The organism is Hathewaya massiliensis, from assembly GCF_902143515.1.
Lineage (GTDB): Bacteria > Bacillota > Clostridia > Clostridiales > Clostridiaceae > Hathewaya > Hathewaya massiliensis.
Window position 1 is genome coordinate 1 of record NZ_CABFVD010000007.1, and the last position, 22,722, is coordinate 22,722.

22 protein-coding genes are annotated in these 22,722 nt (G+C 29.8%); all 22 read left to right on the forward strand.

The window, feature by feature from the left end:
- Positions 1 to 323: 323 nt before the first annotated feature.
- The 22 genes from rimP to FNZ64_RS12180 all read left to right on the forward strand — a co-directional run bounded on the left by rimP (position 324) and on the right by FNZ64_RS12180 (position 22,721).
- Entirely contained in the window at positions 324 to 782 is a 459-nt protein-coding gene (rimP, locus tag FNZ64_RS12075) for a ribosome maturation factor RimP (protein ID WP_142415233.1), read from the forward strand.
- A gap of 1 nt (position 783) precedes the next feature.
- Positions 784 to 1,863, forward strand: a complete 1,080-nt coding sequence (gene nusA, locus FNZ64_RS12080) for a transcription termination factor NusA (RefSeq protein ID WP_142415236.1) — start codon at positions 784 to 786, stop codon at positions 1,861 to 1,863.
- A gap of 24 nt (positions 1,864 to 1,887) precedes the next feature.
- A complete protein-coding gene (gene rnpM, locus FNZ64_RS12085) occupies positions 1,888 to 2,157 on the forward strand; it encodes an RNase P modulator RnpM (RefSeq protein ID WP_142415237.1) in 270 nt (89 codons plus the stop codon).
- A complete protein-coding gene (locus FNZ64_RS12090) occupies positions 2,147 to 2,458 on the forward strand; it encodes a ribosomal L7Ae/L30e/S12e/Gadd45 family protein (RefSeq protein ID WP_142415239.1) in 312 nt (103 codons plus the stop codon). The genes rnpM and FNZ64_RS12090 overlap by 11 nt, the downstream gene beginning before the upstream one ends.
- Positions 2,459 to 2,479: 21 nt before the next feature.
- Positions 2,480 to 4,552 (forward strand): translation initiation factor IF-2, encoded by a 2,073-nt coding sequence (gene infB / locus FNZ64_RS12095; protein WP_142415241.1) that lies wholly within the window; start codon positions 2,480 to 2,482, stop codon positions 4,550 to 4,552.
- 12 nt (positions 4,553 to 4,564) lie between these two features.
- Positions 4,565 to 4,918 (forward strand): 30S ribosome-binding factor RbfA, encoded by a 354-nt coding sequence (gene rbfA, locus FNZ64_RS12100; protein WP_142415243.1) that lies wholly within the window; start codon positions 4,565 to 4,567, stop codon positions 4,916 to 4,918.
- A 1-nt stretch (position 4,919) separates the two neighbouring features.
- The gene (locus FNZ64_RS12105; protein WP_142415245.1) at positions 4,920 to 5,885 is read left to right on the forward strand and encodes a DHH family phosphoesterase; all 966 of its coding nucleotides are present in this window, start codon (positions 4,920 to 4,922) and stop codon (positions 5,883 to 5,885) included.
- On the forward strand, positions 5,875 to 6,747 hold the full coding sequence (gene truB, locus FNZ64_RS12110; protein WP_142415247.1) for a tRNA pseudouridine(55) synthase TruB: 873 nt from the start codon (positions 5,875 to 5,877) through the stop codon (positions 6,745 to 6,747). Before FNZ64_RS12105 ends, truB begins: the two co-directional genes overlap by 11 nt.
- Positions 6,748 to 6,764: 17 nt before the next feature.
- Positions 6,765 to 7,688: a bifunctional riboflavin kinase/FAD synthetase gene (locus FNZ64_RS12115; protein ID WP_142415249.1), complete on the forward strand. Its 924-nt coding sequence runs from the start codon at positions 6,765 to 6,767 to the stop codon at positions 7,686 to 7,688.
- Positions 7,689 to 7,806: 118 nt separating this feature from the next.
- Positions 7,807 to 8,070, forward strand: coding sequence for a 30S ribosomal protein S15 (rpsO, locus tag FNZ64_RS12120; RefSeq protein WP_142415251.1), 264 nt, complete (start codon positions 7,807 to 7,809; stop codon positions 8,068 to 8,070).
- 110 nt (positions 8,071 to 8,180) lie between these two features.
- The gene (locus FNZ64_RS12125; RefSeq protein WP_142415253.1) at positions 8,181 to 10,277 is read left to right on the forward strand and encodes a polyribonucleotide nucleotidyltransferase; all 2,097 of its coding nucleotides are present in this window, start codon (positions 8,181 to 8,183) and stop codon (positions 10,275 to 10,277) included.
- A gap of 103 nt (positions 10,278 to 10,380) precedes the next feature.
- Positions 10,381 to 11,649 (forward strand): M16 family metallopeptidase, encoded by a 1,269-nt coding sequence (locus FNZ64_RS12130; RefSeq protein WP_142415255.1) that lies wholly within the window; start codon positions 10,381 to 10,383, stop codon positions 11,647 to 11,649.
- Positions 11,650 to 11,711: 62 nt separating this feature from the next.
- Complete coding sequence (locus FNZ64_RS12135) at positions 11,712 to 11,972, forward strand: YlmC/YmxH family sporulation protein (protein ID WP_142415257.1); 261 nt, start codon at positions 11,712 to 11,714, stop codon at positions 11,970 to 11,972.
- Positions 11,973 to 11,987: 15 nt separating this feature from the next.
- Positions 11,988 to 13,172 carry an aspartate kinase gene (gene dapG / locus FNZ64_RS12140; protein WP_142415259.1) on the forward strand — a complete coding sequence of 395 codons (1,185 nt, stop codon included), beginning with the start codon at positions 11,988 to 11,990 and terminating at the stop codon, positions 13,170 to 13,172.
- A 60-nt stretch (positions 13,173 to 13,232) separates the two neighbouring features.
- Entirely contained in the window at positions 13,233 to 13,931 is a 699-nt protein-coding gene (locus FNZ64_RS12145; protein ID WP_142415261.1) for a ClpP family protease, read from the forward strand.
- Between the two features lie 72 nt (positions 13,932 to 14,003).
- On the forward strand, positions 14,004 to 16,268 hold the full coding sequence (locus FNZ64_RS12150; RefSeq protein WP_142415263.1) for an FtsK/SpoIIIE family DNA translocase: 2,265 nt from the start codon (positions 14,004 to 14,006) through the stop codon (positions 16,266 to 16,268).
- A gap of 31 nt (positions 16,269 to 16,299) precedes the next feature.
- Positions 16,300 to 17,631 carry a 30S ribosomal protein S12 methylthiotransferase RimO gene (rimO, locus tag FNZ64_RS12155; protein WP_142415265.1) on the forward strand — a complete coding sequence of 444 codons (1,332 nt, stop codon included), beginning with the start codon at positions 16,300 to 16,302 and terminating at the stop codon, positions 17,629 to 17,631.
- Entirely contained in the window at positions 17,615 to 18,160 is a 546-nt protein-coding gene (pgsA, locus tag FNZ64_RS12160; RefSeq protein ID WP_142415267.1) for a CDP-diacylglycerol--glycerol-3-phosphate 3-phosphatidyltransferase, read from the forward strand. The genes rimO and pgsA overlap by 17 nt, the downstream gene beginning before the upstream one ends.
- A 176-nt stretch (positions 18,161 to 18,336) precedes the next feature.
- On the forward strand, positions 18,337 to 19,404 hold the full coding sequence (gene recA / locus FNZ64_RS12165; RefSeq protein ID WP_142415478.1) for a recombinase RecA: 1,068 nt from the start codon (positions 18,337 to 18,339) through the stop codon (positions 19,402 to 19,404).
- 298 nt (positions 19,405 to 19,702) lie between these two features.
- Positions 19,703 to 21,247, forward strand: a complete 1,545-nt coding sequence (gene rny / locus FNZ64_RS12170) for a ribonuclease Y (protein WP_142415269.1) — start codon at positions 19,703 to 19,705, stop codon at positions 21,245 to 21,247.
- Between the two features lie 273 nt (positions 21,248 to 21,520).
- Positions 21,521 to 21,781, forward strand: a complete 261-nt coding sequence (locus FNZ64_RS12175) for a stage V sporulation protein S (RefSeq protein WP_142415271.1) — start codon at positions 21,521 to 21,523, stop codon at positions 21,779 to 21,781.
- 226 nt (positions 21,782 to 22,007) lie between these two features.
- Positions 22,008 to 22,721, forward strand: coding sequence for a pseudouridine synthase (locus FNZ64_RS12180; protein ID WP_207705530.1), 714 nt, complete (start codon positions 22,008 to 22,010; stop codon positions 22,719 to 22,721).
- Position 22,722: the final 1 nt, after the last annotated feature.

Here is a 22,722-nt window from a genome sequence, read left to right on the forward strand (position 1 = left end):
TAGGGGTAAGTATATCTATTTTTGCGACCTATCGGTCTGCGGGCTTACCAGCCCTTTAAGTAATTGTAAAAAAATATAATTCCAGTAAAAATAAAAATTTCACTGGAATTTAGGTGCTAAATCTCTGGGTATTATATAAAAAACTTGCAAACCAATATGTTTTATGATAAAATCTTAAGTAGTAACTTTGTATAATTTTTGTAACATTTCGAAGAGTGGGTTTTTTACCCGCTCTTTCTATTTGTTTAAAACGCAGCTCATGTTGCGTTTTAATTATAATAATTTTTAAAATTCAGTAAAAACTAAATAAGAGGAGGGATAGCATGAATAATACTTTAACGGATAAATTAATTAAAATAATAGAACCTTTAGTGGTAGAAGCTGAATATGAATTATATCACTTAGAGTTTGTAAAAGAATCAGGAGAAGACTACTTAAGAGTTTATATAGATAAAGAAGAGGGCATTAATCTAGATGATTGTGTAAAAATTAATAAGATTGTAAGTGAGGTTTTAGATTTAGAAGATCCAATTCCTGGTTTCTATTATTTAGAAATTTCTTCGCCGGGGTTAGATAGGGTATTGCATACAGATAAACACTTAAAAAGATATTTAAACCACACTGTTAAAGCGAGATTAAAGAACTTGATTATGGGAAAGAAAAAAATAGAAGGAAATTTAAAAGATTTTACCTCTGAAAGTGTTATAATAGATATAGACGATGAGGATATAACTTTAAACAGAGATAATATTATTAGCATAAGTTTAAAAGGGGAGTATTAAGATGAATGAAGAATTTATAGCTGCGCTTAAAGAAATTGTAAAAGAAAAAGGTATTACAGAAGACTTTTTATTCGATGCTATAGAGGATGCCTTAGTTTCAGCTTATAAAAAGAATTATTCAAAATATACAAATAACAGTCAAAATGTTAAGGTTACTATAGATAGGGTTTCAGGGGAAATTCATGTATATGCTCAGAAAAAAGTAGTTGATGGACTTTGGGATGACATAACTGAAATAGAACTTGAAGATGCCAAAGAAATAGATCCTCGTTATGAAGAAGATGACATAATTGATATTGAAGTAACACCAAGAGAATTTGGAAGAGTAGCTGCTCAATCTGCAAAACAGGTAGTTGTTCAAAGAATAAAGGAAGCAGAAAGAAATGTAATCTATGAAGAATTTTTGGAAAAAGAATTTGATATAATAACTGGTACAGTACTTAGAAAAGATAAAGGAAATGTTTTTGTAAATCTTGATAGGTTAGAAGCAGTTTTAGGTCCTAATGAACAAATTCCAACAGAAAAATATGAATTTAATCAAAAAATTAAACTTTATATTGTAGAAGTTAAGAAGACTACAAAAGGACCTCAGATTATTATCTCAAGAACACATCCAGGCTTAGTAAAAAGGTTATTTGAATTAGAAGTTCCAGAAATTTTCGAAGGTGTTGTTGAAATCAAGGGAATATCAAGAGAAGCTGGATCTAGAAGTAAGGTTTCCGTATTTTCAAAAGATGAAAATGTAGACCCTATGGGTGCATGTGTTGGACCTAAGGGAATTAGAGTTCAAAACATAGTAAATGAGCTAAATGGTGAGAAAATTGATATTATTCAATGGGATAAAGATCCTAAAGTATATATATCAAATTCTTTAAGCCCAGCAAAGGTATTAAAAGTAGTTATAGAAGATGAGGAATCTAAATCTGCTAAGGTTATTGTAGATGATAGTCAACTTTCCTTAGCTATAGGAAAAGAAGGGCAAAATGTTAGGTTAGCAGCAAGGCTTACTGGTTGGAAAATAGACATAAAGAGTAAATCTCAAGCACAAGACATAGACTATACCCTAATAGAAGAAGAATAATATCTAAATTAGGAGTGGTTTTTTATGAAAGTAAAAAAAACACCTGAGAGAATGTGTGTAGGTTGTATGGAAATGAAACCCAAGAAAGAATTAATAAGGATAGTTAAAAATAAAGAAAATGAAATTTTTATGGATATAACGGGTAAAAAGCCAGGCAGAGGAGCTTACATATGTAGAAGTACATCATGCTTAGAATCTGCTTTTAAAACAAAAAGATTAGAAAAAAATTTATCCCATAAGGTAGATGAAGAGATTTACCTTAAATTGAAGGAAGAAATTGAAAATGGAGAGTAAAGATAAGTTCTATAACCTTCTTAGAATAGCTTCCAAGGCTGGAGCTATAGCAGAGGGATACAATAAAGTAGAAAATTGTATTAAAAATAAAAAAGTTTTTTTAGTCTTTATTTCTAAAGATTTATCATTAAACTCACAGAAAAAATTTAGAAATTATGCACTAAAGTATAAATTTGATCTAGTAGAAGATGCTGATTTAGAAGAAGTTGGAAGTTTTTTAGGAAACACTAGTTTAAAAGTACTGGGAATAACAAATGATTCCTTTAGTACTAGTCTAAAATCTTTATATATTAAAGATTAAGTTAATTTGGGGGTGAATAGTTTGGCGAAAATAAGAATTTATGAGTTAGCTAAAGAATTAGATACATCAAGTAAAGAATTAATTGACTTATTAATGGAAGAGTTTGATATAAAAGTGAAAAACCATATGAGTGCAATTGATGAGGAAGATGCAGAATTAATAATGGAACTATTTGAGGCTAAAGGTACTGATAAGGAAAAATCTGATATAGTAAGCCATTATGAAAAATTAGAAGATAAGAAAAAAAATAATTTTAAAAAGAAAAAAGTGAAAAATGAAGAAGCAAGTAATAACGAAGAAATCTATTCTAATGAAGAATCAGAAGATACTATTGTTGTACAAATGAGTGAAACAATTACAGTAAAAGAATTTGCAGATAAAATAGATAAACCTGTAACAGATGTTATAAAACAACTTATGTTATCAGGTGTAGTAGCTGGTATAAATCAAGAAATTGATATTCCTACTGCTGAAAAAATAGCAGAGAAATTTAATGCTGTAATTGAAGTTATAAATAGAGATGATGTTTTAGATAAAGAAAATGAATTAATGGACACTATAGAAGATCTTGAAGAAGATTTAGTAAAAAGACCACCAATAGTTACTGTTATGGGCCACGTTGACCATGGAAAAACTTCACTTTTAGATGCAATTAAGAAAACTAAAGTTACAAATACAGAAGCAGGTGGAATTACTCAACATATAGGAGCTTATACTGTAGAACTAAATAAAGAGAAAATAACTTTTTTAGATACTCCAGGACATGAAGCTTTTACAGCAATGAGAGCTCGTGGAGCTCAAATTACAGATATAGTTATACTAGTTGTTGCTGCAGATGATGGTATTATGCCTCAAACTGTAGAAGCTATAAACCACTGTAAAGCTGCAGGTGTTTCCTTAATAATTGCAATTAATAAAATTGATAAGCCAGCAGCAAATATAGACAGAGTAAAGCAAGAATTAACAGAATATGGATTAGTAGCAGAGGACTGGGGTGGAGACACTGTATGTGTTCCAGTATCAGCTCACACTAACGAAGGGATTGATAATCTCCTAGAGATGGTAATCTTAAGTGCTGAAATGCTAGAATTAAAAGCAAGTCCAAATAGAAAAGCAAGAGGAACAGTAGTAGAAGCACAACTTGATAAAGGTAGAGGACCAGTAGCTACATTAATAGTTCAAAATGGTACTTTAAACGTAGGTGATTCTATAGTTGTTGGAACAAGTTATGGAAGAATAAGAGCTATGTTTAATGATAAAGGAAAGAATATAAAATCAGCAGGTCCTGCTATGGCAGCTGAAGTTTTAGGGTTGTCAGAAGTTCCAGAAGCTGGTGACAAATTTGTGGTAATGAAAGATGAAAAAACTGCAAGAAATACTGCTGAAAAGAGAAAAGATAAATTAAGGGAACAAAAACTTTTAAAATCTCATAAAGTTTCCCTTGAAGACTTATACAACCAAATTCAAGAAGGTAAAGTTAAGGAATTAAGTTTAGTTGTTAAAGCTGACGTTCAAGGTTCTGTAGAAGCCTTATCTCAATCTTTAGAAAAACTAAGCACTGATTCTGTAAAGGTTAGAGTAATTCATGGTGCAGTAGGTGCTATTACAGAAACAGACGTAATATTGGCATCAGCTTCAAATGCTATTATTCTTGGATTTAATGTTAGACCTGATGTAAATGCTACTATATCAGCTGAAAAAGATGAAGTAGATATTAAAACATATAGAATAATATATGATGCCCTTGATGATGTTAAATCTGCTATGTTAGGCTTATTAGATCCAGAATATAAAGAAGTTGTTCTTGGAAGCGCTCAAGTTAGACAAATTTATAAAATTTCTAGTATTGGAACTATAGCTGGATGTTACGTTTTAAATGGTAAACTAACAAGAAATAGTGGTGTTAGAGTTATTAGAGATGGAATAGTAATATTTGAATCTACTCTAGCATCTTTAAAGAGATTTAAGGATGATGTTAAAGAGGTAAATACAGGTTACGAATGTGGACTTGGAGTTGAAAAGTTTAATGATTTAAAAGAAGGAGATATAATAGAAGCTTTCACCATTGAAGAAATAAAGCCACAAAGTTTATAAAGGAGTGGTATTATGGGCAAATATAGAAGTGGAAGAATAAACGAAGAAATAAAAAAATATGCAAGTGATATTATACAAAATAAAATAAAAGATCCAAGACTGCAAGGAATGATTAGTGTTACTCATGTTGAAGTTACAAGAGATTTAAGTTATGCAAAGATATATGTTAGTATTTTCGCAGATGAAAAAGTTGAAAAAGAATCCTTGGAAGTGTTAAAAAGCTCTTCTGGATTCATAAGAACAGAACTTAGCCGAAATTTAAAACTAAGGCATATTCCTGAGATTATAATTGAAAATGATAAGAGCTTAGATTATGGTATGCATATAGATTCAATACTTAGAAAAATAGAAAAAAAAGAAGAATAATATGTTAAATAAAATAGTAGATAAAATAAAGAACTCCAATAAAATAGGAATCACCTTTCACACTTCTCCAGATGGTGATTCCTTAGGAAGTTCTTTAGCACTTTTACAAATTCTAAGAAAACTAGATAAAGAATCTTATATTATATGTAAAGAAAACATACCAGAAATTTTTAAGTTTTTACCTAATTCTGAGGAAATAAGCTCTGAAATCAGTACCCCAAAGGAAGAAACTGATTTAATTATTGTTTTAGATTGTGGAAATATAGAAAGAATTAATGGTGATATAGATTTAAATAGTAAAGAATATGATGTAGTAAACATAGACCATCATAAGTCAAATGGAAACTATGGATCATTGAATTATGTAAACACAGAAGCCGCTGCTGTTTCTGAAATAATATTTACCTTAATGGAATTACTTAAAGTGGAATTAGATAAAGATATAGCAACTTCATTGTATACATCACTTTTAACAGATACTGGCTCATTTAGACATTCCGGCACTTCAAAAACGACCCACAAAATAGCGGGAGAACTTATAGGTACTGGAATAGATTTTTCTGAAATTCACAGAAGTATTTTTGATAATAAACCATTTAACAGGATAAAACTATATGGGAAAGTTATAGATAACATGGAACTTTCTTCAGATGGTAAAATTGCTTTTATATACGCTAAAAAAGAGTATTTTAAAGAACTTAATATAGAAGAAGCTGACACTTCGGATTTGTTAACCTTTGGAATGAAAATTGATACAGTAGAGGTAGTAGTTTTATTTAAGGAAAAAGATGATAAGTTAAAGGTAAGTTTAAGATCTAAGAATTTTATTGATGTTAGCCGTATATCAGAAAGTTACAATGGTGGTGGACATGTGAGAGCCGCAGGATTTGTAACTAAATTACCTTTTTCTCAAATTAAAAATGATTTAATATTTAAAATAGAAAGTGAATATAGAAATGGACTATAATGGGATTATTGTTATTGATAAACCTGAAGGAACAACTTCTTTTGATGTAGTAAAGAAGGTTAGAAGTCTCACAGGTTCAAAAAAAGTAGGTCATACAGGGACTTTAGACCCCTTAGCAACAGGGGTCTTACCTGTATGTATTGGTAAAGCTACTAAAGCTGTAAACTATTTAATAAAAGATAACAAAGAGTATATTGCAGAGATAAAGTTAGGTGAAGTTACAGATACTTATGACAGGGAAGGACAAATACTAGAAACAAAAGAAGTGAATTGTTCTACTGAAGCCGTAATATCTGTTATAAACTCTTTTAAAGGTAAAATAATGCAAGCACCACCAAAGTATTCTGCCTTAAAAATTCAAGGTAAAAAGATGTATGAACTTGCTAGAAAGGGAATAGAATTTGAAATTCCCAAAAGGCCTGTTGAAATCTATAAAATAGATATACTGGATATAACTTTGCCTTATATAAAAATTAAAGTTCTTTGTTCCAAAGGTACATATATAAGAAGTCTTGCTTATGACATAGGAGAAAAATTAGGAGTTGGAGCTCACATATATAACTTAAGACGAACCTGCTCTGGGAATTTTAACATAGAAACTTCTACTAAACTAGAGAGTTTAAATAATGATAACTTAATAAAAAATATAATATCTATAGAGGAAATTTTTTTAGGCTTTAATAAAATCGAATTAGATCCTTACTTTGAAAAATTATTTCTTAATGGTGTTCCTATAAAGGATAAAAGATTAACCTCTAAACTTATAGAAAAAGGACATTATACAGTGTATAATGTTAGTGGAAACTTTTTAGGTTTAGGTAATCATATAGAAAATTATTTTAAAATGGAAAGTTTATTTTAAGAAATAGAGGTCATATCATGATAATTATAGAAGATAACTTCAAAGAAAAACTTTTATATAATACTTATATTGCATTAGGAAGCTTCGATGGACTTCATAAAGGGCATTTAAGTCTTATAAGAAAAGCTGTAACCTTAGCTAAAGAGAATCACTGTAAAAGCATGGTATATACATTTAAAAATCATCCTATGAGTATTATAAATAAAGAAAGAATGCCTAAACTAATTCAAAGTAATAAGGATAAAATTAAAATCTTAGAAAAAGAAGAAGTTGACATATTAAATTTTGCTAACTTCAACCAAGAGTATATGGAGATTAAACCGGAAGAATTTATAAAGAAGCTTTTAGAGTTTTATAAGGCTAAAGGTATTGTTGTGGGGTTTAATTATAAATTTGGATATAAAAATCAAGGCAACATTGAATTACTAAAAGAGCTAAGTAAAGTCTATGACTTTGAACTTTTTGTATTTGAACCTGTAAAATGTAATGAAGATATAATTAGTAGTACATACATTAGAAATCTTATAAAAAATGGAAGCGTTGCAGATGTTGTATCCATACTAGATAGACCTTTTTCTATAGAAGGTATCGTTATAGAGGGCAAAAAGCTTGGAAGACAATTAGGGTTTCCAACTATTAATTTAAAGTTTGATGATCAGATGATAATTCCTAAAAGAGGTGTATATTTTACAGCAGTAGAGTATAAAGAGAAAGTTTTTAAGGGAATTACAAATGTAGGATTTAATCCAACAGTAAATGGGACTTCATTAAGTATTGAAACTTATGTATTAGACTTCCATAAGGAAGTGTACGGTGAGGAAGTAAAAGTTTATTTCTTAGAAAGAATACGAGATGAAGAAAAGTTTAGTTCCTTAGATAAGTTGGTAGAAATATTAAAACAAGATAAAGAATATGCAGAAAAAAAAGAATTTAAATTATAATTAAAAAGAATTTACAATTAGTTGTTTATTTGCTATAATTGTTATGAACCTTAGACTAAGATTTACGATTTGCCAACGTGTTCTTGGATTAAGGGGATAATTTTTGGAGGTGTTTTTAATGGATAAGGCAACAAAAGAACAAATAATCAAAGAATTTGGTAAACATGAAGGAGATACTGGTTCTCCAGAAGTTCAAATTGCACTTTTAACTCACAGAATTAATCATTTAAATGAGCACTTAAAGTCTCATAAAAAGGATTTCCACTCAAGAAGAGGTCTTTTAATGATGGTTGGTCAAAGAAGAGGATTTTTAAACTATCTTATGAAAGAAGATATTGAAAGATACCGTGCAATAATTGAAAAATTAGGATTAAGAAAATAAAAATAATAGAGCGGCTCAGCCGCTCTATTATTTTAAAAAACTTTAAATAAGAATTAAATTTAATTTATTAGATAATATAATACTATATTATTGTTTTTGGAGGTATGCTAATGAGTCGTGTACATGAAATAGAATTAGGCGGAAGAAAACTTAGAGTAGAATCTGGCAAGGTAGGTATGTTATCAGATACTGCTATATTCATCAGTTATGGTGAGACTGTTATAATGGTCAATGTAAATGCATCAAAAGAACCAAGAGAGGGTATTGACTTTTTTCCATTAAGTGTAGAGTATGAAGAAAGACTTTATGCTGTTGGAAAGATTCCTGGTGGGTTTATAAAGAGAGAAGGAAGACCTTCTGAAAAGGCTATCTTAAGTGCTAGAGCAATTGATAGACCAATTAGGCCTCTTTTCCCTAAAGGATATAGAAATGATGTTCAAGTAGTTTGTACAGTACTATCTGTAGAGCAGGATAATTCACCAGAAATTTTAGCAATGAATGGTGCATCAACGGCTCTTTGTTTATCAAGTTTACCATTTACAATTCCTGTTGCAAATGTACTTGTAGGTCTAATAGATGGTGAATTTATTTTAAATCCAACTACAGAACAGAGAGAAAAAAGTATACTTCATTTAGTTGTTAGTGCTACAGAAGAAAGAATAATGATGATTGAAGCAGGTGCTAATGAAGTTGATGAAGAAACCATGATAGAGGCTATAAACTTTGGATTTAAATATTGTCAGGAAATTGTTAAATTCCAAAAAGAAGCTATGAAACTTTTTGGAAAAGAAAAACCAGAGCCAGTTTTATATGAAGTTTCTGAAGAATTAGAAAAAGAAATTAGAGATTATGCATTTTCTATGATAAAGGATGCTATGTATATTACTGATAAAGATAAGAGAAATGACAAGATTGACGAAGCTAAGATTAAAATTCAAGAATATCTTGGGGACAGATACGATGAAGTTGCAAAAGATGTTGCTGATATAGTATATAGAATTCAAAAAGAAGTCGTAAGAAATATGCTTCTAAACGAGAAAAGAAGACCTGATGGAAGGGCTTTTGATCAAATTAGACAAATAGAATGTGACGTTGCAATCTTACCTAGAACTCATGGCACAGGATTATTTAGAAGAGGTTTAACTCAAGTAATGACTGTTGCTACCTTAGGAGCTTTAGGTGATGTACAGATAATAGATGGTATCGGTGAGGAAAATTCAAAGAGATACATGCACCACTATAATTTCCCAGCTTACAGCGTTGGAGAAGTGAAACCGCTTAGAGGACCTGGAAGAAGGGAAATAGGTCATGGAGCTTTAGCAGAAAGAGCTTTAGAGCCATTAATTCCATCAGAAGAAGAATTTCCTTATACAATTAGACTTGTTTCAGAAGTTTTAAGTTCTAATGGATCAACTTCACAAGCCAGTGTTTGTGGTAGTACTTTAGCATTGTTGGATGCAGGAGTTCCTATTAAAAGACCTGCTGCTGGAATAGCTATGGGGCTTATTACTAACGAAGATTTATCTAAAGAAGAAGTTATTACTGATATACAAGGTTTAGAAGATTTCTTTGGGGATATGGACTTTAAGGTAGCTGGTACAGAGGAAGGTATAACTTCAATACAAGTTGATACTAAAATTAAAGGATTATCAGAAAAGGTAATTCATGATGCTATATATGGAGCTAGAAAAGCCAGACTTCATATATTAGAAAAAATCAAAGAATGTATAGCTGAACCAAGAAAAGAACTTTCACCATATGCACCAAGAATGCTAACAATGAAAGTAGACCCAGAAAAAATTAGAGACGTTATTGGAGCAGGTGGAAAAACTATTAAAAAGATCATTGCAGAAACTAATGTTACAATCGATACAAATGATGATGGAACAATTGTTATAATGTCTAGTGACATGGAAGCTGCAAATAAAGCCTTTAAAATTATAGAAACTATCACAAAAGATGTAAAACAAGGGGAAGTATATTTAGGAAAGGTTACTAAGATAACTGCTTTTGGAGCTTTTGTTGAGGTATTACCAAATAAAGAAGGCCTTGTTCATATTTCAAAACTTGATAATAAAAGAGTTAATAAAGTTGAGGATGTAGTATCATTAGGAGATGAGATTCTTGTAAAGGTTGTTGAAATCGACAGCCAAGGAAGAATTAACCTTTCTAGAAAAGATGCTATGGAGCAAAACGAAGAAAAATAATTTTTAAAATAAAAAATAGTTTTTACGTAGAAGGGCATAATAAAAATGCCTTTTTATTTTTGCTAAAATAGAATATAATATTATAATATTTAGAGGTGATGATATGTATGAAATGATTACTTTAAAAAATGGATTAAGAGTAGTCTTAGAACATATAAGTTATGTAAATTCTATTAGTATAGGTGTTTGGATTGAAAATGGTTCTAGAAATGAAAATGCTTATAATAATGGTATTTCTCATTTTATTGAACATATGCTTTTTAAAGGTACCCACAATAGAAGCTCAAAAGATATAGTTGAAGTTATTGAAGATGTGGGAGGACAGATAAATGCATTTACCAGTAAAGAAGTAACTTGTTTTTATACTAAAGCTTTAGATACTCATTTAGAACTATGTTTAGATGTATTATCTGATATGATATTAAACAGCAAATTTGAAGAAGAAGATATTGAAAAGGAAAAAAAGGTGATTTTTGAAGAAATAAAGATGGGAGAAGACAGCCCAGAGGATATGTTATCAGATATACATAATATAGCAATTTGGGGTGAAGATCCTATTGCTATGCCAATACTTGGTACTTATTCTAGTTTAGAAAATTTAAATAGAGACACTATGCTAAACTATTTAAAAAAATACTATGTTCCAGAAAATGCTGTAATATCTATTTGTGGTAACTTTAAAAAAGATACTATATATAATATACTAGAAAAGTATTTTGGGGAATGGAACAGCTCATTAGGCAAAAAAATTAATTATACTACCCCTAAAATATTAGATAAAAAATTATTTAAAGAAAAAGATATAGAACAAACACAATTTAGTTTAGGAATTGAAGGACTTCCAATGGGACATGAGGATATGTATTCATTAGCGCTACTAACTAATATGTTTTCAGGTGGAGCTTCTTCAAAACTTTTTCAAAAAATACGAGAAAACTTAAGCTTGTGCTATACAATATATGGATACACTTCATCTCTAATAAATACAGGTGTAGTTACTATATATACAGCATTAAGCTCTGAGTATGTAAAAGAGGCATACATGGAAATTGAAAAGGAACTATATAAGTTTTCAAAAGAAACTTTATCAGAAGATAAACTGATAAAAGCTAAGGAACAATTAAAAGGTAATTATATATTAGCATTAGAAAGTACTACTAGTAGGATGTTCAGTAATGGCAAATCTTGCCTAATACTAAATGAAATTAAAACACCAGAAGATATATTAAATAAAATAGAAGCCATTAATAAGGACTCTATAGAGAGGGTAATGGATAATACCTTTAGAAAAGGAATCTGTAATGCAGCATTCTTAAGTAAAAACTATGAAGAAGTAAAAAAATCCCTTCCATTTGATATTATAAAGTTATAGTAAGTTATACTCCTCCCCTTATACTCATAAAATATATAAATGTATATAAGGGAGGAATTTTTATGGATAATACTAAATTTTTTAGTGAGATGGAGCGATATGAAATAATCAATATAAATGATGGTGATAAATACAGTTTTTTAGGAAATAACGATGTTGCTATAGATGAGCATGGAAATTTAAAATTATTATTATTAAATGATTCTAAATCTAGCTTTAGCCTCTTTAGTAAAAGCGATTTTTTTGAAGTACCTTGGGAGTGTGTTAAAAAAATTGGATCAAGAACTATAATAATTGATATGGAAAGAGAAGAAAATAAGTAAATTGTAGGTGATATAATGAAATTAATAGTACAAAAGTTTGGTGGAACATCAGTTTCCACTGATAGTAGAAGAAAGCAGACTGTAGAAAAAATTAAAAATGCAATTAATGAAGGCTACACACCAGTAGTTGTAGTATCAGCTATGGGAAGAATGGGAGCACCCTATGCCACAGATACCCTAATATCACTTTTAAGTAAAGATTTTAGGAAAAAAAATTTACAAGCTCAAGATACTTTAATAAGCTGTGGAGAAATAATAAGCACTGTAGTAATGTGTAATGAACTTTTTAATGAAGGTATAGATGCCATACCATTATCAGGCGGACAAGCTGGTATAATAACAGATAACTCCTATAGTAATGCAGGTATATTAAAAGTTGATGAAAATAAAATTTTAGAAATTTTAAAGGAAGATAAAATACCTATAGTAGCTGGATTTCAAGGTGTTACTGAAAAAGGATTTACAACAACTTTAGGAAGAGGTGGCAGTGATGTTACTGCAGTCTTGCTTGGTGTTGCTATAAAAGCTGAGAAAGTTGTTATATATACAGATGTGGATGGAATTATGACTACAGATCCTAGAATAGTTCCAGAAGCTTCTTTAATTAAAGAAATAAATTATGAAGAAATTTTTCAATTTGCAGAACAAGGTGCTAAAGTTATTCATCCTCGTGCGGTGGAAATTGCTAAGAAAAATAGTATGCCGCTTTTAATTAAAAACACCATGAGTGAAAGTGGTGGCACTTTAATTAGTAATTTTTATGATTCAGATTTAAATAAAGTTGTAACAGGTATTACCAATATTAATGAAAGAGTACAATTTAGAGTGAAAAATTCTAATGAAAATTATTTTAAATTGTTTGATACCTTTGCTGAAAATAATATAAGTTTAGATCTTATAAATGTATTTCCTCAAGAAAAAATATTTACTATTGATAAAGAGGATAAGGATAAGGCAAATGAAATTATAAATAGTCTTAATCTTAAATGTGAAGTTGTTGAAAATTGTAGTAAGATTTCTATAATAGGTTCTGGAATGAAAGGAATGCCTGGAGTTATGGCTAGAATTTTAACAGCACTTACAAGAGAAAAAATTGAAATTTTTCAAACTGCAGATTCACACAATACTATTTGGTGTTTAATAAAAGAATGCGATGTAATTAAAGCCTTAAGATCCCTACACAAAGAGTTTAAACTATAAAGTTAATTGCATAAAAATCCTTCTAAAGCAAACACTAAGTTTAAGTTAGGAGGGATTTTAATGTTTGATTTAAAAAATAACGCAGAAGAAGAAAGAGAAAATGAAGTAGAGGAAACTCGTGAAAATATTAAAGAATTAGGATTGCCTAATATAGCTAAAGTAGACGATAGTATTCAAGTAGTACCTATAATAGGTCAAATAGAAGGTCATATGGCTCAAAATCCTCAAACAAAAACTACAAAATATGAGCATATAATACCGCTATTAATCGCCATGGAAAGGGATAAAAATGTTAAGGGTATTTTAACTGTTTTAAATACTGTTGGTGGAGATGTGGAAGCTGGTCTTGCAATATCTGAGATGATAAGGAGTATTAGCAAACCCACGGTATCTTTAGTTATAGGAGGCGGACATTCTATAGGTGTTCCCTTAGCTACGGCTGCATCCTATTCTTTTATATCCCCTTCAGCAACTATGATCATTCATCCTATAAGAATGAATGGACTTGTAATTGGAGTTCCTCAAACCTTTGAATATTTTAATAAAATGCAGGAAAGAATTACTGAATTCATAGTTAGAACATCCCATATTGATAAAGAAACAATAAATAAATTAATGCTAGAAACTAAAGACTTATTGAATGATATGGGTACTATACTAATTGGTAAGCAAGCAGTAGATTGTGGGCTTATTGATGAAGTTGGTGGCATAAAAGAAGCACTTTGCAAATTAAATGAACTAATAGGAAAAGAATCATAGTTCACACTATGATTCTTTTTTAAAGGAAATATATAATTTATGTAGAAATAATAAAAGTGGAGGTGATATTTCGTGGCAAGATCTAAAAAAACTACGAGTAATAAAGAGATTAAAGGAATAATACTAATTACTGTAGGCATATTAATTTTACTAAGTCTATGTTCTATATTCTTTGAAAATTCTTCTCCAGGAATTATAGGTAAATTTATTAGAAACATATTATTTTCTTTTTTTGGATTAGGTTCATATGTCCTCCCCTTTATTCTAATATTTATAGGAAATTGTTATATTATTAAAAAGGGTAAAATACAGTTTAATGAAAAGTTCTATGCTGGTTTAACTGCAATTATAAATACAATGTTAATAATACAAATGGTATATTATAATATTTTTTATGACAAAAGCCTTATAAATGTTTTTTTAAATTTTTACAATTCAAAGAGTATAGTTCATGGTGGTTTTTGTGCATACTTAATTGATTGGCCCTTAAAAATACTTTTAGGTAAAACTGGTTCATATATTGTATTTTGCTGTGTGTATATAATAAGTTTTATGATACTATTTGCATTTTCTCTAGAAGATATTTTTATAAGATTTAAAAATAATATTACATATAAAAGAAAAGTATTTAAGGAAAATAAGAATAAAAAAACTAAAGAATCAATAAAAATAATTGATGACACAATTGATATAATTGAAAAACAGGAACCCTCCATAGCTATGGACTCCATGAGCATAAATAAGATTAAGGTTATGGATTTTTTAAAAAGTTCAAACTCAGGTGAAGAATACTATGATGAAGAAAAGAATGAAAGTTCATACATAGAAAAAGAAGATTCCCCCAAAAATGAGGAGGACATATCTTCAGAAATTCAAAAAAACTATAGTATTAAAAATACTAATATAGATTATAAACTTCCACCCTTAGAATTATTAAAAGAGAACAAAAGCTTAAAAAATAAAAGGGGAGATAACAAAGAACTACTAACTAATGCTAGTAAACTACAAGATACCTTAAGTAGCTTTGGTGTTAATGCTAAAGTTGTACAAGTTACCAAAGGTCCCTCTGTAACTAGGTTTGAAATACAACCGGAAACAGGGGTTAAGGTAAGTAAAATAGTAAATTTATCTGATGATATTGCATTGAACTTAGCAGCCCCTGGAATTCGTATAGAAGCACCAATTCCCGGAAAAGCTGCTATTGGTATTGAGGTTCCAAATGAAAACCTAAGTCCTGTATTTTTAAGAGAGATAATAGAGTCTAAGGAATATATAAACTCTAATAAATCAATCTCTTTTGCTCTAGGTAAAGATATTGGTGGGAATTCTGTTGTTGCAGATCTCTCTAAAATGCCCCATTTATTAGTTGCTGGTGCAACAGGTTCTGGTAAAAGTGTTTGTATTAATACCCTAATAGTAAGTCTTCTTTATAAGTATTCACCGAAGGAAGTAAATTTATTATTAGTTGACCCTAAAGTAGTTGAATTAAGTGTATACAATGGAATACCTCATCTTCTAATACCAGTAGTTACAGAACCTAAAAAAGCAGCAGGGGCTTTAAATTGGGCTGTAAATGAAATGACAAGGAGATATAACCTTTTTGCTGAAAATGGTGTTAGAAATATTGAGGGGTATAATGAATTAGTTGCAGATTCTAAAGAGATTGAGAAACTTTCATATATAGTCATAATAATAGATGAACTTGCTGATTTAATGATGGTATGTCCAAAAGATGTTGAAGACTATATAGCAAGACTAGCTCAGATGGCTAGAGCTGCGGGTATGCACCTTGTTATAGCTACTCAAAGGCCTTCCGTAGATGTAATTACTGGAATGATAAAAGCTAATATACCATCTAGAATTTCTTTTGCTGTATCAAGTCAAATAGATTCAAGAACTATTTTGGATTCTTCAGGAGCTGAAAAATTGCTAGGTAAAGGTGATATGTTATTTTATCCTGTAGGAGAGTCAAAGCCTGTTAGAATTCAAGGTGCATTTATTTCAGAAAAAGAGGTTGAGGATATTGTAGAATTTATAAAAGATCAAAGTGAAGAAGTTAAGTATGATGAGGACATTATAGAACAGATTCATTCAGCAGCTGAAGGGAATAGTATAGAAAATCCTGAAGAAGAAGTGGATGAGCTCTTAAACGATGCTATAAATTTTGTTGTAGAAAGCGGATATGCATCAACTTCTATGTTGCAAAGGAAATTTAAGATAGGGTATAATAGAGCAGCAAGAATTATTGATAGTATGGAAGAAAGAAATGTTATTTCGCAAAAAAATGGAAGTAAACCAAGGGAAGTCTTAATATCAAATAATGAACTAAATTCTTAGAATAAATTCATACAAATTAGGAGGAACATAAGTGAAAAAATATAAAGTTGGATTAATAAACTTAGGTTGTGATAAAAATAGAATAGATGGTGAAATTGCTCTTGCAAGTTTAAATAAAAACTATATATTATGCAAAGATCCTGAGGAAGCTGAAATTATAATAGTAAATACTTGTGGTTTTATTGAAGATTCAAAACAAGAATCAATAAATACTATTTTAGAAATGGCCTATTATAAAAAACAAAATTGTAAAGTTTTAATTGCTACAGGCTGCTTAACCCAAAGATATGGTGATGAACTATTAGAACTTATGCCCGAACTTGATGGTATTTTAGGGGTTAATAATTATGGTAAGTTAGATGAAATTATAGAAAAAGCTTTAAATAATGAAAAATCTTCTTATTGTAATTATAGTGATTCTAATATAAATGAAGGTGATAGAATAATAACTACAGATAAAGGAACTGCATATATTAGAATTTCCGAAGGCTGTGATAATGCTTGTGCATATTGTGCTATACCTAAGATAAGAGGTAGGTATAGAAGTAGAACCATAGAAAATATAGTAAACGAAGCAGAAAAATTAGCTGAGTGTGGGGTTAAAGAACTTATACTAGTAGCACAAGACACTACAAGATATGGGGTAGATATATATAAAGAAAAAAAACTTCCACAATTATTAAGAGAAATTTCTAAGATAGATGGAATACAGTGGATTAGAATATTATACTGTTATGCTGAAGAAATAACAGAGGAATTAATAGAAGAAATAAAAGCAAATGATAAAGTATGCAAATATCTTGATATACCAATTCAACACATATCAGATAATGTATTAAAGAACATGAGAAGAAAAGGAAGAAAAAAAATAATCACAGATAATATTAATAAGCTAAGAGAAAAAATACCTGGTATAGTACTTAGAACAACATTAATTGTTGGCTTTCCTGGAGAAACTGAAGAGGATTTTTTAGAATTAAAGAGTTTCGTTGAAGAAACTAAATTTGATAAATTAGGTGTTTTTAAATACTCAAAAGAAGAAGATACAGCTGCCTTTTATATGAAGGATCAAATAAGTGAGGACATTAAAGAAATAAGAGAAGCTGAGATAATGATAACCCAACAGAAAATTTCTAGAAAAATTAATGAAAATAAATTGCAAAGGGTATATAATGTAATAGTAGAGAGTTTTGATGGCGTGTTATACCACGGAAGAAATTATGAAATGGCTCCTGAAATAGATGGAGATCTGATTTTTATCAGTGATAATAAATTAAACTTAGGTGAGTTTGTTCAGGTTAAAATTACAGAAGCCTTAGAATATGATTTAATAGGAGTTGTATGGAATGAATCTAGCAAATAAACTTACTATACTTAGAATATTTTTAATACCTCTTTTTTTAATGTTTATAGCTGTTAAAGGTATACCTTATGGAACCATAATTGCTACTGCAATTTTTATTATAGCTTCCCTTACAGATAAATTAGATGGGTATATAGCTAGAAGTAGAAATCAAATAACTACATTTGGTAAATTTATGGATCCCTTAGCAGATAAACTTTTAGTTACCTCAGCCCTAATCTCCTTAGTAGAATTACATGTAATTCATTCTTATGTTGCAGTAATAATAATAGCACGAGAATTTGCAGTATCTGGACTTAGAACTTTAGCTGCCTCAGAGGGAATAGTAATTGCTGCTAGTTGGTGGGGAAAGATTAAAACAGTTATACAAATAGTAGCAATAATATTAGCATTATTTAATTTAACATACAAAATACCAATTTTAAATATCTTATCTCAAATAAGTATGGTGCTTGCTGTTATAATTACTATAGTTTCAGGAATTGATTATTTTAATAAAAATAAACATGTAATAAAAGTAAATAAATAGTTTAAGTTTAAATTAATAGAAATATGTAAATAATACGAATAAGAAAAAAGTTCCTATGATATTAAATTTAGGAACTTTTATTAATAATGGTTGACTATAAATAATTAATATAGTATAATCATTTTAGAACAGATGTTCGAAGTTGAAAGGAAGGTGAACCCTTAATGGGTAATAATATGGATAATGAAAAACTTAAAGCCTTAGAAGCGGCTATGGGGCAAATAGAAAAACAATTTGGCAAGGGCGCTGTAATGAAGTTAGGAGAAAAAACAGGCTTAAATATAGATGTAATTTCAAGTGGCAGCTTAAGCCTAGATATAGCGCTTGGTATAGGTGGAGTTCCAAAAGGAAGAATCATAGAAATATATGGACCTGAGTCTTCAGGTAAAACTACTGTTGCATTACATGTAGTTGCTGAAGCTCAAAAAAAAGGTGGAGTTGCAGCTTTTATAGATGCAGAACATGCTTTAGATCCAATTTATGCTAAAGCTTTAGGAGTAGACATAGATAATCTTATTGTATCTCAACCTGATACTGGAGAACAAGGACTAGAAATAGCTGAAGCTTTAGTTCGATCAGGGGCTATTGATATAATTGTAGTAGACTCTGTAGCAGCCTTAGTACCAAAAGCTGAAATTGAAGGAGAAATGGGTGATTCTCACGTAGGATTACAAGCTAGATTAATGTCTCAAGCATTAAGGAAACTAGCAGGAGCTATAAATAAATCAAATTGTGTTACAATATTTATAAATCAGTTAAGAGAGAAAGTTGGCATAATGTTTGGAAATCCAGAGACAACTCCTGGAGGAAGAGCATTAAAGTTCTACTCTTCTGTAAGAATGGATGTTAGAAGAATAGATTCTATAAAGCAAGGTGATGATGTTCTTGGTAATAGAACTAGAGTTAAAATAGTTAAAAATAAAGTAGCCCCTCCATTTAAACAAGCTGAATTTGATATAATGTATGGAAAGGGAATTTCAAAAGAAGGAAATATATTAGATTCTGGAGTAGATAATGGTATAGTTCAAAAAAGTGGTGCTTGGTTTTCCTATGGGGATATTAGATTAGGTCAAGGAAGAGAAAATGCAAAACAATTCTTATCTGAAAATCCTGATGTTTCATTAGAAATAGAAAATAAAGTAAGAGAAAAATTTGAATTACCTCTAGCAGTTCAGCAACCTAAAGCTAATTCTTCAAAAGAAGTCACTGCTTCTAAGAAAGATAAGGAAGATAAATCTGAATAACTTATATTCTAGGCACAAGGCTACTTGTGCTTTTTTGTTTAGAAAAAAAGTTTTAAGTCAATAATATAGATATAATTTTATAATTAAAACTATAAAGTTAAAATATAAATGCTCTACATTTTTAAAGTAAGAAAAAAATTGATACATTTTCTAGTTGCTTGACACAAATTAAAAAGTAATATAAAATAAAATCAAATGCTGTTTTAGTATATTCAAATTGCTAACGATTTTTTAAATATAACACCTTTTTCTAGCTTTTAAAAATGCTATTTATTTTGACAAAAGGAGGTGTTGTTTTATGGAAAGCTCAATGATGCTTATATTTGCAACTATTATAGTTGTGTTAATTGGTATATTTGTTTTAGTATATGTAAGGAAAAATATATCTCAAGCAAACATAGCTAAAGCACAAGAAGAGGCAAATAGAATAATTGAGGATGCAAAGAAAACATCAGAATCAAAGAAAAAAGAAGCCCTTTTAGAGGCAAAAGAAGAAGTTCATAGACTTCGTTCTGACTTAGAAAGAGAAACAAGAGAAAGAAGAAATGAAATCCAAAGGCTAGAAAGAAGAAACATACAGAGAGAAGAATTACTGGACAAAAAAAGCGAAGCTTTAGAAAAGAAAGAAGAAATACTTAACAATAAGCAACAAGAGATTGGCACCTTAGAGGAAGAGATTAATAAGCTCCATGAGGAACAAAGGACTGAGCTTGAGAGAATATCCAATTTAACTGCTGAGGAAGCAAAAGAAATATTACTTGAAGAAGTTAAAAAAGAGATAACTCATGAGTCTGCTATGATGATCAAAGAAGTTGAAAGTAAAGCTAAAGAAGAGGCAGATAAAAAAGCTCGTGAAATTATAACTTGTGCAATACAAAGATGTGCAGCAGATCATGTTGCCGAATCTACCGTTAATGTAGTTCCTCTTCCAAATGATGAAATGAAGGGAAGAATCATAGGAAGAGAAGGAAGAAATATAAGAACTCTTGAAACTTTAACTGGTATCGATTTAATAATCGATGATACTCCAGAAGCAGTTATAATATCAGGATTTGATCCTATAAGAAGGGAAATTGCTAAAATAGCCCTTGAGAAACTAATTGTAGATGGACGTATTCATCCAGCTAGAATTGAAGAAATGGTAGAAAAGGCTAAAAAAGAAGTTGATAATGTTATAAGGGAAGAAGGAGAACAAGCTACTTTTGAAACAGGAGTACATGGACTTCATTCAGAACTTGTAAGGTTACTTGGAAGATTAAAATACAGAACAAGTTATGGTCAAAATGTTTTAAAACATTCAATCGAAGTTGCATATTTATGTGGAATAATGGCTTCAGAACTAGGCTTAGATCCATCTATAGCTAAAAGAGTAGGATTACTTCATGATATAGGTAAAGCTGTAGATCATGAAGTAGAAGGACCACACGCACTTATAGGGGCAGAGATTGCCAAAAAATATCATGAGTCTCCAATAGTAGTTAATGCTATTGCAGCACATCATGGCGATGTAGAATCTCAATCAATAGAAGCTATATTAGTTCAAGCCGCAGATGCTATTTCGGCTGCAAGACCAGGGGCAAGAAGAGAAACTCTTGAAGCATATATTAAAAGATTAGAAAAGCTTGAAGAAATAGCAAACTCTTATGAAGGCGTTGAAAAATCATTTGCAATTCAAGCTGGTAGAGAAGTTAGAATAATGGTAAAACCTGAGCAAATAGATGATATTACAGCTGTAGAAATGGCTAGAAGTATAATAAAGAGAATTGAAAATGAAATAGAATATCCAGGACAAATTAAAGTCAATGTAATAAGAGAGACAAGAGCTGTAGAATATGCTAAATAAATCTAATTGTAAATAAAATATTAACTTTGTAAAAATCCTTTTAATTTGAATGTTTTTAAAATCAAAATAAAAGGATTTTTTTACTATTTGTAGAATATTATTAAAAGATGATAAATTTTTATCCAATGTCTATTCCCTTTAAGATTAGTAAAGTATAATAATTATTTTATAGGGTTTGCGACCTGGATAATGGTTTCTAAGCTTCAGATGGAGTAAATCTCAGACTGAAACTAAGAATCTTATCTATACTTATGAATTATTAGGAGGTATACTATGGAGGTATTAAAAGTTTCAGCAAAATCAAATCCTAATTCTGTTGCAGGTGCTTTAGCTGGTGTTATAAGGGAAAGCAAGATAGCAGAAATTCAAGCTATCGGTGCAGGTGCGATTAATCAAGCAGTTAAAGCAATAGCTATAGCAAGAGGTTTCGTAGCCCCTAGTGGTATGGATCTTGTTTGTGTACCTGCTTTCACAGATATAGAAATAGACGGGGAAGAAAGGACAGCTATTAAGTTTATTATTCAAACTAAATAATTAGGTATAAACAGATTTCTAGGCTTCACAGAAAGTTTTTCACTTTCATTGAAACTTAGAAATCCTTATCCATAGACCTACTCAGCTTAATACTTCTACTTTAAAAAATGGCAGTATTAAATTTAGTAGTCATGAGATAAATATTTTAAAACATGAAGATTAACCTTCATGTTTTTTTGATTTTATTGTATTATAATATTTGTACTTAAAAAATAAGAAATAGGTGATTTTATTGGAAAGATTACAAAAGTATATGGCAAGATGTGGTGTAGCATCTAGAAGAAAATGCGAAGAAATTATTATGAAAGGTAGGGTTAAGGTAGATAAAAAAGTTCAAAGAGAACTTGGAACTAAAATTGACCCTACTAAAAATATTGTAGAAGTTGATGACAAAATAATAAAAATAGAAGAGAATAAAATATATATAAAACTAAATAAGCCTGTAAAGTATATTACTACAGCAAAAGATGAAAGAAACAGAAATACTGTATTAGATCTTATAGATGTTAAGGAAAGGATATATCCTATTGGCAGATTGGATTATATGACTTCAGGATTACTGCTTTTAACAAATGACGGAGACATATATAATAAAATAATTCATCCAAGAAAAGAAGTAGAAAAAACTTATATAGCTAAGGTAAGAGGGACTTTGACAAGAGAAGAAATAGAAATTTTCCAAAATGGCGTAGATATAGGTGGATATATTACGGCCAAAAGTAATGTTAAAGTTATAAAAAAAGAAGGGGAAAACTCCATATTAGAAATTAAAATTCATGAAGGCAAGAATAGGCAAGTAAGAAGAATGTGTGAAAAAATTAATCACCCTGTAATAGAGTTAAAAAGAGTATCTATTGGCGAGATTACTTTAGGTAATTTAAACCTAGGAGAGTATAAAGAGTTAACTTTAGATGAACTTAAATATATTAGAAATTTATAGG